This is a genomic window from Rhizobium sp. R339 (assembly GCF_002211395.1).
GTDB lineage: Bacteria > Pseudomonadota > Alphaproteobacteria > Rhizobiales > Rhizobiaceae > Rhizobium.
This window is the reverse complement of sequence record NZ_LOKV01000028.1, coordinates 152,171-167,424: the sequence shown is the minus strand read 5'-3', so window position 1 is coordinate 167,424 and position 15,254 is coordinate 152,171. Positions and strand designations below refer to the sequence as shown.

At 61.6% G+C, this 15,254-nt stretch carries 10 protein-coding genes; 6 read left to right on the top strand and 4 right to left on the bottom strand.

Annotated elements, in window-relative coordinates:
• Positions 1-35: 35 nt before the first annotated feature.
• Entirely contained in the window at positions 36-524 is a 489-nt protein-coding gene (locus ATY76_RS31260) for a DUF523 domain-containing protein (protein ID WP_088678504.1), read from the bottom strand.
• A 56-nt stretch (positions 525-580) separates the two neighbouring features.
• Positions 581-2,695, bottom strand: a complete 2,115-nt coding sequence (glyS, locus tag ATY76_RS31255) for a glycine--tRNA ligase subunit beta (RefSeq protein ID WP_088678503.1) — start codon at positions 2,693-2,695, stop codon at positions 581-583.
• A gap of 417 nt (positions 2,696-3,112) precedes the next feature.
• On the opposite strand from glyS, the gene ATY76_RS31250 reads away from it, so the two are divergent.
• From ATY76_RS31250 to ubiA, 5 genes are all read left to right on the top strand, one after another.
• A complete protein-coding gene (locus tag ATY76_RS31250) occupies positions 3,113-5,422 on the top strand; it encodes a Tex family protein (RefSeq protein WP_088678502.1) in 2,310 nt (769 codons plus the stop codon).
• A 133-nt stretch (positions 5,423-5,555) separates the two neighbouring features.
• Positions 5,556-6,815 (top strand): cyclopropane-fatty-acyl-phospholipid synthase family protein, encoded by a 1,260-nt coding sequence (locus ATY76_RS31245; RefSeq protein WP_088678501.1) that lies wholly within the window; start codon positions 5,556-5,558, stop codon positions 6,813-6,815.
• A gap of 40 nt (positions 6,816-6,855) precedes the next feature.
• Positions 6,856-7,437, top strand: a complete 582-nt coding sequence (locus ATY76_RS31240; RefSeq protein WP_088678611.1) for a histidine phosphatase family protein — start codon at positions 6,856-6,858, stop codon at positions 7,435-7,437.
• A gap of 122 nt (positions 7,438-7,559) precedes the next feature.
• Positions 7,560-8,372, top strand: coding sequence for a MipA/OmpV family protein (locus tag ATY76_RS31235; RefSeq protein ID WP_088678500.1), 813 nt, complete (start codon positions 7,560-7,562; stop codon positions 8,370-8,372).
• A 160-nt stretch (positions 8,373-8,532) separates the two neighbouring features.
• Entirely contained in the window at positions 8,533-9,492 is a 960-nt protein-coding gene (ubiA, locus tag ATY76_RS31230; RefSeq protein ID WP_088678610.1) for a 4-hydroxybenzoate octaprenyltransferase, read from the top strand.
• A gap of 83 nt (positions 9,493-9,575) precedes the next feature.
• Here ubiA and ATY76_RS31225 read toward each other — a convergent pair whose 3' ends face one another.
• On the bottom strand, positions 9,576-10,142 hold the full coding sequence (locus ATY76_RS31225; RefSeq protein WP_088678499.1) for a DUF6101 family protein: 567 nt from the start codon (positions 10,140-10,142) through the stop codon (positions 9,576-9,578).
• A 301-nt stretch (positions 10,143-10,443) separates the two neighbouring features.
• Here ATY76_RS31225 and ATY76_RS31220 point away from each other — a divergent pair, with 301 nt between their 5' ends.
• Positions 10,444-13,779, top strand: a complete 3,336-nt coding sequence (locus ATY76_RS31220) for a DUF1217 domain-containing protein (protein ID WP_088678498.1) — start codon at positions 10,444-10,446, stop codon at positions 13,777-13,779.
• A gap of 12 nt (positions 13,780-13,791) precedes the next feature.
• Here ATY76_RS31220 and ATY76_RS31215 read toward each other — a convergent pair whose 3' ends face one another.
• Positions 13,792-15,228: an FAD-binding oxidoreductase gene (locus ATY76_RS31215; RefSeq protein ID WP_088678497.1), complete on the bottom strand. Its 1,437-nt coding sequence runs from the start codon at positions 15,226-15,228 to the stop codon at positions 13,792-13,794.
• Positions 15,229-15,254: the final 26 nt, after the last annotated feature.

Here is a 15,254-nt window from a genome sequence, read left to right as displayed (position 1 = left end):
GGCCGCCGGTTTCCGGCGGCCGTTCCTTATGATGATCAGTCGGAAACACGTTCGATCAGCCGCTCGATTTCGCGATCGGAAAACACCTCGACGCCGGCCGCTTTCAGCGCCGCCGCCGTCACGCCGTTGCCGGCTAGCTTGCGTCCGGAAAACGTCCCGTCATAGATGAAATCGGATCCGCAGGACGGGCTGCCGTCGATGAGCAGCGCGTAGCGGCAACCGGCCTGGCTGGCGAGCGTGACGGCGTTTTCCGCAGCCTGCAGGAACTCTTCCGTCACGTCTGCGCCGGTGCTCTCGACGACCCGCGCCTTGCCTGCCAGTACGTCTTCACCGCTTGCCCCATTCGCAATCTCCGCCGGCGGCCGCGGCACCTGCATGCCCGCCGACATCTCCGGACAGATCGTCACCAGCCGTCCTTCTGCCCGCCATCTCTCGATTGCAGGATGAAGCAACGGCTTCGCCTGCCCGTCATAGCGGACGGCATGGCCCATGAGGCAGGCACTGACGAGAATCCTGTTTTGCATGCCTCATTGAATAACGCCGCGGCGGCCGCAATGCCAGACCGCCGAGGCCCGCATTCTTAACCCGATATCTTCGAGAAATCCGCGACCGTTCCCGTCGCTTCGCGGATCAGCCGCAGCAAAGCGAGGCGGTTGGCGCGAATGGCGGCGTCCTCGTCGTTGACGAGAACGTCTTCGAAGAACCGGTCGACAGGGCCGCGCAGCTTGGAAAGCGCCGCCATCGCCGAGCGGAAGTCCTCTCCGGCGACGGCATCCGCGGCATCCTTGGAGGCGCTCGATATGGCCGCGAAGAGTTCCTTTTCGGCGTTGAGCTTCAAAAGCGCTTCAGCGACGGCATCGGCGATGACGGTGCCCTTCTTTTCCTCGGCGGCGAGCAGCTGCGTGGCGCGCTTGGTGCCGGCAAGCAGGTTCTTGCCATCCTCGGAGGTGATGAAGGCCGTCAGCGCCTCGACGCGGCGCGCCACCATCAGCAGATCGTCGGCTTCGGGCGTCAGCACGGCATCGATGAGATCGTGGCGGGCGCCCTGATCGCGCAGATAGACCTTGAGGCGATCATGGAAGAAGGAGAGCAGGTCGGCATCCCTGACGGTCGCTAGAAGCGGCAGGCGGATCCTGCGCTCCAGCAGGATTCTGACGACGCCAAGCGCCGCGCGGCGCAGCGCGAAGGGATCCTTCGAGCCGGTCGGCTTTTCATCGATCGCCCAGAAGCCGATCAGCGTATCGAGCTTGTCTGCAAGAGCGACCGTGATCGCCACCTTGTCCTCCGGCACACGGTCCGATGGGCCTTGCGGCTTGTAGTGGTCCTCGATGGCCGCGGCGACGGAGGCATTCTCGCCCTGCAGCACCGCATATTTGCGGCCCATCAAGCCCTGCAGCTCCGGGAATTCGCCGACCGCTTCGGTGCGCAGATCGGCCTTTGCCAGCACGGCGGCGCGATCGGTGAGAGTTGCGTCGGCGCCGGTGATCTTCGCGAGCTCGGATGCCAGCGCGCGGATGCGGGCGACGCGCGCCCCTTGTGTGCCAAGCTTGGCGTGGAACGTCACATTGAGCGCATCGAGCTTGGCCATGCGCTGATCGAGCGGCTTCTTCAGGTCGAGGCCGAACTTCTCGGCCGAAACCGTCAGCGTTTCGAGATCCGGCAGGTTGCCCTGGTCGCGCTTCCAGAAATGCAGTGCATCCGAAAGCCGGGCGCGCACGACCTTGCCGTTGCCGTGAACGATTTCCTTGCCGCCATCCGTCGCCTGGATATTGGAGACGAGGATGAACTTGTTCGATAGCCCTTCTTCACCCTGCTTGCGGGTGACGAAGCACTTCTGGTTGGTTTTGATCGTCAGCCGGATGATCTCGGAGGGGATGGAGAGATAATCCTCTTCGAAGGAACCCATCAGCACCTGCGGCCATTCCACCAGGCCGGAGACTTCCTCCAGCAGGCCTTCGTCTTCCACCAGCTCGAGCCCGTTGGCGAAAGCAATGTCGCGCGCATCGTGCAGGATGATGTCCTTGCGGCGCTCGGCGTCGAGGATGACCTTGGCCCTTTCGAGGCTCGCCGCATAATCGTCGAAGCGGCGCACGGTGATCGCCTCCGGCGCATGGAAGCGATGGCCGTAGGTGACGTTCGAGGCAGTGATGCCGTCGATCTCGAAGGGGATGACGACCGTTTCTTCATGCTCGGGGCCGAAGGTGCAGACGATCGACTGCAGCGGCCGCACCCAGCGCAGCGCGCCCGGCTTGGAGGAGGCTTTGCCCCAGCGCATGGATTTCGGCCAAGGGAAATCGCGGATGATGCCGGGCATCACCTCGGCGATGATCTCTTCCGCCGCGCGGCCGGGCTTGGAGATGACCGCCACGTAAAAATCGCCCTTCTTCGGATCGCTCACCACCTGCGCCTCGGAGACCGAGGAAAGGCCGGCGCCGCGCAGGAAGCCTTCGATCGCCTTCTCGTTGGCGTCGGTGCGCGGCCCCTTGCGCTCTTCGCGCACATCGGCGGAGCGGGCCGTCAGGCCGTGAATGTCGAGCGCCAGCCGACGCGGCGTCCAATATTCGCGCGCGCCCTCATAGGACAGACCCGCTTCGACGAGCGCATCGGTGACGAGCTTCTTCAGATCGCCGGCAGCCTTGCGCTGCATGCGGGCCGGAATCTCTTCGGAGCGGAGTTCGAGAAGAAGGTTTGGCATGTCACACTTTTCCTTGCGCCCGCGGGCAGGGCGATCCAAAACGTTGCTTCTGCTATCAAAGAATGCCGCATCTGCACAACCGCAAAAACGGAAGAGAGTGATGGGGTGGATGGTTGGTAGGCGTTGTGCCGTGTGGCCCCCTCATCTGCCTGCCGGCATCTTCTCCCCGAGGGGAGAAGGGATATGCCGCACTGCTTTCCTCCATCACAAACGGTAGCGGCAAGAATGGGCCGCTGCCGCACCTCCCCTTCTACCCATCGGGGAGAAGGTGCCCGGCAGGGCGGATGAGGGGGCCGCACGGTATAACGCCTGCCGACCGCCAATCACTCAACTTCCGCTGTGGAAACCACGGTCGGGCATTGCCTTGCCGCTTTTCGCCGCTATGGTCCCGCAACTTTCGTCGGAACAGGAAATCCCATGGCCGCTGATCTTCGCTTTCTCGCAGCCCGCATCTCGGCCGAAATCAATGCCCGGCCCGACCAGGCCAAGGCCGCCATCGAGCTGCTGGATGAAGGTGCCACCGTGCCTTTCATCGCCCGCTACCGCAAGGAGGTGACGGGCGGGCTCGATGACACGCAGCTGCGCAATCTCGCCGAGCGGCTGGTCTATCTGCGCGAACTCGAAGCCCGGCGCGCTGCGATCGTCGAATCGATCACCGGTCAGGGCAAGATGACCGACGAGCTGATGGGGAAAGTCGCCGGCGCCGAAACCAAGGCCGAGCTCGAGGATCTCTATCTGCCCTACAAGCCGAAGCGGCGCACCCGCGCCGAGATCGCCCGCGAACGCGGCCTCGGCCCGCTCGCCGAGGCGATCCTTGCCGATCGCGGCCGGGAACCGGCGGTATTGGCCGAGGGCTTCATCACGGCGGATGTGCCCGATGTGAAAACGGCGCTCGAAGGAGCACGCGATATCATCGCCGAAGCCATCGCCGAAAATGCCGATCTGCTCGGCAAATTGCGCGCCCATATGCGCCAGGCCTCCCTGCTGAAAGCGAAGGTCGTTGATGGCAAGCAGGCAACGGGCGAGAAGTTTTCCGATTATTTCGACCATTCCGAACGCTGGGCGACCGCGCCCGGCCATCGCGCGCTCGCCATGCTGCGCGGCTGGAATGAGGAAGTGCTGACGCTGACGATCGAGGCGGACGCCGAGGCCGTCTCGCCGAACAAGCCTGTTGAACGCATGATCGCCGCTGCCTACGAGATCGGCACGAGCCGCCCCGGCGACCGCTGGCTGATGGATGTGGCAAGCTGGACCTGGCGCGTGAAGCTATCCATGTCGCTCTCGCTCGACCTGATGCGCGAACTGCGCGAGAGAGCGGAAGAGGAGGCGATCCATGTCTTTGCCCGCAACCTCAAGGATCTGCTGCTCGCCGCCCCCGCCGGCTCGCGCGCGACGATGGGCCTCGATCCCGGCATCCGTACCGGCGTCAAGGTTGCCGTCGTCGATGGGACCGGCAAGGTGGTGGCGACCTCGACCGTCTATCCTTTCCAGCCGCGGAACGATGTGCGCGGCGCGCAGATCGAACTCGCATCGCTGATCCGCAAGCACAATGTCGAGCTGATCTCGATCGGCAACGGCACCGGCAGCCGCGAAACGGAAAAGCTGGTGGCCGACATGCTGGCCGAACTGCCAGCGCCGAAGCCGACCAAGGTCATCGTGTCCGAAGCCGGCGCTTCGGTCTATTCCGCCTCGGCGACAGGTGCGGCCGAATTTCCCGATCTCGACGTGTCGCTGCGCGGCGCCGTCTCCATTGCACGCCGTCTGCAGGATCCGCTGGCCGAACTCGTCAAGATCGAGCCGAAGTCGATCGGCGTCGGCCAGTATCAGCACGATGTCGACCAGCAGAAGCTGTCGCGTTCGCTCGATGCCGTGGTGGAAGATGCGGTGAATGCCGTCGGCGTCGATCTAAACACGGCGTCCGCGCCGCTGCTCGCCCGCGTCTCCGGCCTTGGGCCGTCGATCGCCGATGCCATCGTCCGCCACCGCGACAGCGAGGGCCGTTTCGAGACGCGGCGCGACCTGTTGAAGGTCGCGAGGCTCGGCGGCCGCACTTTCGAGCAATGCGCCGGCTTCCTGCGCATTCCGAACGGCAAGGAGCCGCTCGATGCCTCCTCCGTCCATCCTGAAGCCTACGGCGTTGCCAAGAAGATCGTCGCCGCTTGTGGCCGCGATCTCAGGGCGCTGATGGGCGACAATGCCGTCCTGAAATCGATCGACCCGCGCCAGTTTATCGACGAGAAATTCGGTCTGCCGACGGTTCGCGACATTATCGCCGAGCTGGAAAAGCCCGGCCGCGACCCGCGTCCGAGCTTCAAGACCGCGACCTTCGCCGAAGGCGTCAACGAAATTTCCGACCTGAAGCCCGGCATGGTGCTGGAAGGCACGGTGACCAATGTCGCCGCCTTCGGCGCCTTCGTCGATATCGGCGTGCACCAGGATGGGCTTGTGCATGTGTCCCAGCTTGCCGACCGTTTCGTCAAGGATCCGCATGAGGTCGTGAAGGCCGGCGACGTCGTCAAGGTGAGAGTCGTCGAGGTCGATGCCAAGCGTAAACGGATCGGTCTTTCCATGCGGCGCGACGACGGTTCTTCGACACCTTCCCCGCGTGGTGATTCTCGGGGAAGTCAGGGTTCGCGGCCGCAGAACGATCGCCGGCCGGCCGCTCCGAAACAGGAAAGCCAGGGCGCCTTCGGCGCGGCACTTGCCGAAGCCATGAAGCGAAAATAAGGGCTTATCCTGCCTTTCGGCAAAAATGCAACAGTTTGGCAAAGTTCTCGAAAGAGTGCTAAATCCGGCGCTTGTAAGGCGAAGGAGAGCTATTAAGTTGATGTGACCATCCTGTCACATTTGCGAGGCGTCCATGGCGTCGGCTTTCCTTTCGATCGTCCAGCAAATCATCCGCAAGGGGTCTTTGAAACTTACCCTTGCCAATGGCGACACCCACATGATCGGTGACGGCACCGGAGACATGGTTGTCGCCCGTGTTGCCGATCAGGAGGCCGAGGATGCCATTCGTCGCGACCCGACGATGAAGCTCGGCGAAATGTACATGCAGGGCCGGTTCATTCTCGAACAGGGCAACATTTACGATTTCCTGTCGCTGGTGAAGCAGAACACCACCAATGAGATTTTCGATTTCAAGATGGCGGCGCTGCTCGTCGGCCGCATTGCCTGGCAGCAGCTGAAGAGCCGTGTGCCCGTCAACCGCAACAAGCACAACGTCGCTCATCATTACGATCTCTCGGCCAAGCTCTTCGATCTTTTCCTCGATGAGGATTGGCAATATTCCTGCGCCTATTTTGAGCCGCCGGGCATCGGCCTCGACGAGGCGCAGCTTGCGAAGAAACGCCATATCGCCGCCAAGCTTCTGCTCGAACCGAACCAGCGCATCCTGGAGATCGGCTCCGGCTGGGGCGGCATGGGCATGTATCTGGCGGAGGCGACGGAGGGCTCTGATTTCACCGGCATTACGCTGAGCGAAGAGCAGCTCAAGGTGTCGCGCACGCGCGCCGAAAAACGCGGGCTTGGAGATCGCGTGCGGTTCGAGCTGCAGGATTATCGCAGCATGACCGGCCGGAAGTTCGACCGCATCGTCTCGGTCGGCATGTTCGAGCATGTCGGCATCGGCAATTACGGCAATTTCTTCCGCAAGGTGTCGGACCTGCTCGACGACAACGGCGTCATGGTCCTGCACTCGATCGGCCGTCCGAAGCCGAGCTTCGGCACCAACGCCTTCATCGAAAAATATATTTTTCCCGGCGGCTACATTCCCTCGGTCGGCGAGGTCCTGCCGCCGCTTGAAAAGGCGGGATTGCTGGTCCGGGATGTCGAGATCCTGCCGATGCATTATGCCTATACGCTGCGTCACTGGCGCGAGCGTTTCGTGGCGCGCAAGGCCGAAGCGGTGGCGCTTTACGACGAGCAGTTCTTCCGCATGTGGGAATTCTATCTCGCCGGCTCGGAAATGGGCTTCCGTTGGGATGAGCTTTTCATCCTGCAGATTCAGATCGCCAAGAACCAGTTCACGGTTCCCGACAACCGCAATTACATTGCCCGGAACGAAGCGAAGCTGAAGGAGTTCGAGGCGAACCGCCCACCGCTGGAGAAGGTGACGTTCTGAGCGACAGCATCTGTGCCAGTTTTCATGAAAGGGCATGCCGATGAGCAGTGCGTTTCCCGAAATCTATCTTGTGCGGCACGGCGAGACCGAATGGAGCCTTTCCGGGCGCCATACCGGGCGAAGCGATATTCCCTTGACGGAAAATGGCGAGGCTGCCGCGCGCAAGCTTGCCGACCGGCTGGCGGGCCTTTCCGTCTCCGCTGTCTGGTCGAGCCCGTCCGCGCGTGCCCGTAAGACCTGCATGCTTGCCGGGTTCGGCTCCGGCGCGGTGATCCGTGAAGATCTCGCCGAATGGGATTATGGCGCTTACGAGGGCATCACGACGAAGGCTATTCTGGCGGACCGCCCCGCCTGGCAGCTCTTTCGCGATGGCTGCCCGAATGGCGAAAGCGCTGCTGATGTCGGCGCCCGCGCGGATGGTGTCATCGATGCGATTCGCCAGGCGCCTGCCAGCATCCTGATCTTCTCGAGCTCGCATTTCCTGCGTGTGCTCGCTGCCCGCTGGCTCGGCCTGCCGCCGCAAGGCGGCGAGCATTTCGTGCTGGATACCGCGAGCATCAGCGTGCTCGGCTACGAACACGACTTGACCGAACCGGTTATCCGCCGCTGGAACCAGCGGTAAAAAGACATCGGTTTTGCCTTCCAATCTCGCTGCCGTGGTTAACATTGGCGTAACGACCTCACGATAAATGTAGCGACCGCCGCCCTCCGCGGCTTTGTTTTTGCGTTTTCTGGAGTGCGGACGTGTCTCATCGATCAGTCGTATCGATTTCTTTGCTTATTGCTTTTTCTTCCTTTGGTTCGGCGGCCGCGCAGGAAAGCGGCCAGCATTTCTGGTCCGGCGACTGGTATTTGAGCGTCGGCGTTGCCGGCTTCTCTGCTCCGAAATTCGAAGGCTCAAGGCGTTATGAATTCAGGTTCAGCCCGCTGATCTCGGCCGGCCGGCAGGGATCGGCGCCGCGCTTTTCCTCACGCAACGACAATCCTTCCTTCGCCCTCATCGACAACGGAACTATCCGGGCCGGCATCGTCGGCCGGTTCGTGCCTTCGCGCGATGATGGCGACGGCCATGAGTTGAAGGGCATGAAGAAGGTCAAGTGGGGAGCGGAAGCCGGCGGTTTCGTCGAAGTCTACCCGACCGATTTCATTCGCGCCCGCGCCGAAGTCCGCCAGGGCATCCGCTCGCACGATGGCGTCGTCGCCGATCTCGCTGTCGATGCCTTCACCGACATCGCGCCCGACCTGCAGCTATCCGGCGGTCCGCGCGCGACATTCGCCACAAGCGGCTATTATGACGCCTATTACGGCGTCAACGCCAAGCAGGCTGCGGCGAGCGGCCTCGATCCCTACAAGCCGTCATCCGGTATTCAATCTTACGGCGCGGGTGCAGCCCTGACATGGAAGGCGACGGAAAACCTGTCGGCGAGTTCCTTCCTGGAATATAAGCGGCTCGCAGGCCCGGCTGCCGACAGCAGCCTCGTCAGGGAGCGCGGCTCGAAGAACCAGGTGCTGATCGGTGTTTCGGCGACTTACAGGTTCAATTTCTCACTGCAGTGATTGAAGCAATTCCGGCAAGAGGATACACCGGTCTTGCGTCAGGAATTGAGAGAAAACAAGGCGATAGAGCATTTCCGCGGTTCGAAGAATAGCGGGAGTGCTCCCATGACGCCGCGATCGCTTCTTGACCGGATCGCCGGCCCGCCGCTAGATGAACGGCATGCAAGATACCGGTCATTTTCACGATCGCGTCTCCGACGCCCCTTCCGATAACTGGGTCTACCGGATCCTGCCGCCATGGCTGTGGCCCTATGCGCAGCTCGCGCGCTGGGACCGGCCCATCGGCTGGCAGCTCTTGATGTGGCCATGCTTTTGGTCGGCGACACTCGCCGCCAATGCGGCGATCGGTGAGGGGCGCTATTCCGGCAGCCTGCTGGTCTCCCACCTCATTCTTTATTTCATCGGCGCGGTCGCCATGCGCGGCGCCGGCTGCACGTACAACGATCTCGTCGACCATGAGATCGACATGGAAGTGGCGCGCACGCGTTCGCGCCCGCTTCCGTCCGGCCGCGTCACCCGCGCCCATGCGAAGATCTTTATCGGCCTGCAGGCGCTGGTCGGCCTTTTCGTGCTGCTGCAGTTCAACTGGCTGACCGTTTTCCTCGGCATTCTCTCGCTCGGCATCGTCGCGCTTTATCCCTTCGCCAAACGCTTCACCGACTGGCCGCAATTCTTCCTGGGACTTGCCTTTTCCTGGGGCGCGCTGATGGGCTGGGCCGGCATATCGGGCGGCCTCTCCTTCGCCGCGATCCTGCTTTATGCCGCCTCCGTCGCCTGGACGATCGGTTACGACACCATCTACGCCCACCAGGACAAGGAGGACGACGAACTGATCGGCGTTCGCTCCACAGCACGGCTCTTCGGCGACAGGACGAGGCTTTGGCTGATCGGCCTTTATGGGCTGACGCTGGTGCTGATGTTCGCCGCTTTCCTGCTCGGCGACGCCAATCTCATTGCCTTCCTAGCGCTCATCGGCGCGGCCGGCATGTTCGCCTGGCAGATCGTCCGGCTTGATATCGACGATCCCGTCCAATGCCTGGCGCTCTTCAAGTCGAACAACCGCGTCGGCCTGATCATCTTCTTCGGCCTTTTCGTCTCGCTGCTGTTCGCCATTCCCTGAATGGAACGACAAACCCGGCGCGGGCGCCGGGTTTCAAAATGGTTCCGGAGCGGCGTTGCCGCATGGAACTGTCGCGATTTTGCTCAGTTGCGGGCGATGATTTCCTTGCCTTCGATCTTCATCGCAACGCCCAGCCGGCCAGTGGTGCGGCGCACGAGGAAGCGCGGACGGCGATTGGCGAAGTAGGAATGACGGCGGCGCGGCTTCAGATCGCCGGTACGCAGGGCTCCGATATGGTCTTCGAGCGGCCGTGCGACGCCATCGGCTTCGACCATCAGCATCGGAATGCGGAAGGCCTCCGACCAGCTGCGCCAGTCGGCGGCGATGTCGCTGAGATCATGGGCGACCAGCAGCGGAATGCAGAGTTCCGGATCCGCATGGTGGAGTTCGAGCGTCACCGTAACCTCGCCGTCGCCATGGTCTATGGCGCGGGCCGCGACACCCTGAAAGACGCGCTTCGGCAGGGCAATCGATAGCGGCAGGCCGCTGGAGGGAAGGATCTTGCGCAGAACGGCGCCGCGTTCGTCTATGGTGATGCTGACGTCATCCGAACAATCATGGATGGCGTAGCTGACCTGCTGGGGAAAGCGGGACGGATCGAGGCGTAGCGTCGTGCCAGCCCATGCGGGCTTCATAACGGGATTGTTCATTTCATTCTACCCTTGTCTTACCTGAGAGCCGGTTTCCGGTCTTCTCCTTGGGACTTTTCGTCCTCTATGGCCGACAATAGGCGGGGGCCCTTCCGTACAGCTTAAAAATTGCGGTTAAGAAAACTTTGCCTCCTACGATGGTTATCAAAACCGAATCCGGCAGGGTTTCCGGAAGGTGAACGGTGTCTTGTCCTGAAATGACGCAACCCAGAGGTAAGTCTCGGGTAAGCTTTGCGTGGCAAAATGGGCTCACCAGCAGTTCGTCGTTCTTTTAGAGATTTTGCCGAAAAGGGCGCTTTTGATGATTACGGCTTCCCTCGCTTACTCGATCCTGTCGAAGGATATGACGTCGAGCCTCAACAAGGTTGCGGCGCAATCGACGGTCAAGAAGGATGCCCAGTACTACGCCGACAATATCAACAAGGTCACCGACGTCGACGACTTCCTCGGCGACTACAAGCTCTACAGCTACGCGATGAAGGCCTATGGCCTCGAGGACATGACCTACGCCAAGGCCTTCATGAAGAAGGTGCTCGAAAGCGATCTCACCGACCCCGACAGCTACGCCAACAAGCTCTCCGATACGCGCTACCGCGAATTCGCCGCCGCCTTCAATTTCAACGCGCCCGACAAGGACGTGCAGACGGACGCGCAGGAGGACGATCTCATCGGCCTCTACAAGCAGTCCTTTGTCGATGCCGACAAGGCCGCCGCCACCGAGAGCACCTATTACGGCAACAATATCGACAGCGTGCAGACCGTCGACGACCTGATCAACAACACCCGGCTGCGCACCTATGTGCTGAAGACGTTCAAAATCGATCCGACCTATGCGTCGAAGGATTTCCTGCGGCAGGTGCTGACGAGCGATCTCAGCGACCCGTCGAGCTTCGTCAACACGCAGGGCGGCGACAAATACAAGGCGCTTGCCGCCCAGTTCAGCTTCAATGCCGACGGCACGGTCACCGGGACGGCCCAGACGGCCGCGCAGAAGGCTTCGGTGATCGAGACCTACACGCTGAATTCCCAGTCGGTCATCATCGACAATTCGGTCGGCTCCGACGTCTATTATGTCGGCAAGACGGCGGCCGAATATAACAAGGCCTATTATACGGCGAAGATCGGCACGATCACCAATGTCGACGATCTGGTCGCCGACAGCCGCCTGACCTCCTATATCAAGACGGCCTACAGCATGGGGGCCGACTTCACCGCCGCGGCGTTGCGCACGGTGCTGACCGATCCGGGCTATGCCCAGCTGATGGGCTTTACCAATGTCTACAACGCCTTCAATTTCAAGGCGGACGGCACGACCTCGAACACGGTGCGAGCTCAGTCGATCGAGCAGGCGAACAAGCTGACGTCGGCCGCGTCGAACACTACCAATTATTATAGCGTGACATCGCAATCGAGCAGCATCACCAATGTCGACGATCTGCTCGCCGACGGCGTCATGGCGCGCTACATCAAGGATGCCTATGGCCTCGGTGTGAATTTCAGCAATGCCGAGCTGAAGAACATCCTGACGGACCCAGCCTATGCCGCCGCCCAGGGGAAGGCCGGCCTCAATGCCGACTTCAACTTCAATGCGGACGGCTCGATCAACGGTTCGGTGATCCAGACGGAGGCACAGCGCAAATCGACCACCGACAAGTCGGCGGCGAATGCAACGCACTTCAACGGCATGATCGGCAATGTCACCAATGTCGACGACATCATGTCGGATCCTGTTGCTGTCAGCTACATCAGAACCAGCATGCAGATCGCAGACAGCGTCTCGGATGCGACGCTGAGGACCTTCCTCGTCGATCCCGCGGCGGCAAGCGCCCAGGGCTATAGTGACGTCCACGAACTCTTCAATTTCAAGACGGACGGGACGGTCGCGACCCTCTATGCCTCGCAGAGCGCGGCGCAAAGCGCCAGCACCGCCAGCAAGGCCGACAATGCGGCAGTCTATTACCAGTCGACCATCGCGGGCATCTCGAACGTCGATCAGCTGCTGGCGGATCAGAAGCTGAACAATTTTGTCCGCAACGCCTATGGCATCCCGTCGACCGTCACCGATGTCGCTCTTCGTGCCATCCTGACCGATCAGAGCGGCACCGGCACCTATGCTGACGTTGCCGCTTCCTTCAACTTCAAGGCGGATGGATCACTCGAGGACGGCATGTCTGCCCAGACGGGCGGCCAGGTCACCAACACGAAATTGGCCGCCGCAGCGCGCACGGACGACTATTCCGCCAGGATGTCGACGATCTCCAATGTCGATGATCTGCTCGCCGATCCCGCCATCACCAATTTCCTGAAGAGCACGTATAACCTGCCTACAGGTATCTCGGATACTGACCTCAGGAGCATCTTGACCGATGCGGCTGCGGCATCTGCGGCTGGCTATGCCGATCTCAATGCCGATTTCAACTTCGCCGCCGATGGATCGCTCCCGGCTGTCAGCTCGGTCCAGACCGCCGCGCAGGCGCAAGCCACCAACGACAATTATGCCGCCCGCTATGACGACGAGCGCGACGATGCGATCGACGAGGTCGCCGCCAATTACAAGAAGATGATGGCCGACAGCACCAGCCTGCTGGATTTCTCCGAAATCGACAGCGTCAATGATTTCCTGCGCACCAATTCGGCAGCGGATTTCACGAAGAGCAACGACAATCTGCCGGACCTCTATCATGTGGCGCTGCAGGCTTTCGGTCTCACCGATCAGGAAGTGCCGCGCTCGATGATGCGCAAGATCCTGACGAGCGATGCTTACGATCCGAATGGTTATATCGCGTCCCTCAAGGATGAACGCATCACCAACCTCGCCCGCGCCTTCAACTTCGGTCCCGACGGCAAGGCGGCTTCGCCTTTCCAGGCGCTACCTGACGCGACCATGGCCAAATACGCCACCGACTATAAGGCGCATATGACCATGCTGCTGAAGGATGGTCCGGTGAAGGACAAGGCGGCCAAGGACGCGACGGCCGAGGTCGATTATTTCGCCAAGGGCATGGCGAAGGTGAAGTCGCTCGACGACTTCCTTGATGACAGCCGGTTGACCGATCTGGTGCTGAAGGCGAACAACCTCGATCCGAAGGATTACGACAAGGCCACGCTGAAGAAGATCTTCACCTCGGATCCCGACGACAAGAAGAGCTACCTGAACGACAAGGCGGATGCGCGCTTCAAGGATATCGTCGCGGCATTCAACTTCGACAAGGACGGCAATCTGACCCGCGCCAAGATCGGCACCATCCAGAACAAGGCGTCCGAGGATCGCACCCAGCAGCTCTACCTGCAGCAGACGCTGGAGACCCAGGAGGGCCAAACCAACGACGGCGTGCGCCTGGCGCTCTACTTCAGCCGCAAGGCTTCGAGCATCACCTCGATCTATTCGATCCTCGGCGACAGGGCGCTCTACCAGGTCATCACCACCGCCTACAGCCTGCCGTCGCAGATTTCGGGCATGGACGTCGCCAAGCAGGCCGATCTCATCAACCGCTTCGTCAAGCTGGAAGATCTTCAGGATCCGAAGAAGGTCGACAAGCTGCTGAGACGCTTCACGGCAATGTACGACGTCCAGAACAACACGCAGCAGTCGCCGGCGCTGCAGATCCTGACCGGCGGCGGCACGCAGTCGGCCTGATAATGGTCAGCCTCACACGTCGAGGCTGACGACCTTCCCAGGATTCATGATATCAGCCGGATCGAAGGCGCGTTTGATGCGGCGCATCAGCTCGATTTCGATCGCCGGGCGGATCGTCGCCAGTTCGTCGCGCTTCAGTTGACCGATGCCGTGCTCGGCCGAGATCGAGCCGCCATGGGCGAGCACCAGCCCGTGAACGATGCGGTTCATCTCATGCCAGCGGGCGATGAAAGCGGCTTTGTTAGCGCCGATCGGCTGGGAAATATTGTAATGGATATTGCCGTCGCCCATGTGGCCGAAGGCGCAGATCCGGGCGCCCGGCATCGCCGCCATGACTGCCGTCTCCGCTTCGGCCATGAAATGCGGAATCCGCGATACGGGAACGGAAACATCGTGCTTGATCGAGCCCCCCTCGGGCTTTTGAGCATCCGACATGCTCTCGCGCATGTGCCATATCGCTTTCTGCTGCGCCACGGATGAGGCGATCACGGCATCCAAGACAAGTCCGGCCTCGAAACCCTGTTCCAGCAGGCCATTCATCATCCGCTCTGCCGTCTCGGCAGAGTCCGAGGTCGAGATATCGATCAGCACGTACCAGGGATAGGCCGTTTCCAGCGGATCGCGGACGCCGTCGATGTGGCGGGCGGTGATCTCGACCCCGAAGCGCGGCATCAGTTCAAAGCCGGTGAGCGAGGCGCCGCAGAGGCTGGAGGCAAGGTTGAAAAGCGCAAGCGCATCTTCGACCGAATGCAGCCCGGCGAATGCCACCTGATGGCCGAGCGGCTGCGGGAAAAGCTTCAGCACGGCGCCGGTGATGATGCCGAGCGTGCCTTCTGCGCCGATGAAGAGGTCGCGCAGATCGTAGCCGGTATTGTCTTTCTTCAGGCGGCGCAGGCCATCCCAGATTTCGCCGGTCGGCAGCACCACTTCGAGACCGAGGCAGAGCTGGCGCATATTGCCATAGGCAAGCACGGCGGTGCCGCCGGCATTGGTGGAAAGGTTGCCGCCGATGCGGCATGAGCCCTCCGATCCGAGCGACAACGGAAAGAGCCGCCCATGCGCCTCGGCAGCCTTCTGCACCTCGGCAAGAATGGCGCCGCCATCGGCCACCAGCACGTTCGCCACCGGATCGACGTCGCGGATCCTGTTCATGCGCTCGAGCGAGACGATGATATCGCACTTGCCCGAGCGCGGTGTCTGGCCGCCGACGAGACCGGTATTGCCGGTCTGCGGCACGATTGCCGTTCTCGTCTCGGTCGCGAGCTTCATGATCGCGGAGACTTCCTCGACCGAGCCGGGTTCTAAAAGGAGAGGGGAGGAGCCGTGATAGAGCCCGCGATTTTCGATGAGATGCGGCGCAAGGTCGGCCTCGCTGCGGAGCGCGCATTTCTCGCCGACGATGGCGGTGAAGCGGTCGAGAAGATCTGTGGAAATGCCGGGGCTGCTCATCAGGTCGATCCTCTATTGCTTCTATC

What these genes read in the sequence shown, in the direction of transcription:
- ATY76_RS31260 (WP_088678504.1), bottom strand. Translation starts at nt 524, where the DNA reads ATGCAAAACAGGATTCTCGTCAGTGCCTGCCTCATGGGCCATGCCGTC.
- glyS (WP_088678503.1), bottom strand. Translation starts at nt 2,695, where the DNA reads ATGCCAAACCTTCTTCTCGAACTCCGCTCCGAAGAGATTCCGGCCCGC.
- ATY76_RS31250 (WP_088678502.1), top strand. Translation starts at nt 3,113, where the DNA reads ATGGCCGCTGATCTTCGCTTTCTCGCAGCCCGCATCTCGGCCGAAATC.
- ATY76_RS31245 (WP_088678501.1), top strand. Translation starts at nt 5,556, where the DNA reads ATGGCGTCGGCTTTCCTTTCGATCGTCCAGCAAATCATCCGCAAGGGG.
- ATY76_RS31240 (WP_088678611.1), top strand. Translation starts at nt 6,856, where the DNA reads ATGAGCAGTGCGTTTCCCGAAATCTATCTTGTGCGGCACGGCGAGACC.
- ubiA (WP_088678610.1), top strand. Translation starts at nt 8,533, where the DNA reads ATGCAAGATACCGGTCATTTTCACGATCGCGTCTCCGACGCCCCTTCC.
- ATY76_RS31225 (WP_088678499.1), bottom strand. Translation starts at nt 10,142, where the DNA reads ATGAACAATCCCGTTATGAAGCCCGCATGGGCTGGCACGACGCTACGC.
- ATY76_RS31220 (WP_088678498.1), top strand. Translation starts at nt 10,444, where the DNA reads ATGATTACGGCTTCCCTCGCTTACTCGATCCTGTCGAAGGATATGACG.
- ATY76_RS31215 (WP_088678497.1), bottom strand. Translation starts at nt 15,228, where the DNA reads ATGAGCAGCCCCGGCATTTCCACAGATCTTCTCGACCGCTTCACCGCC.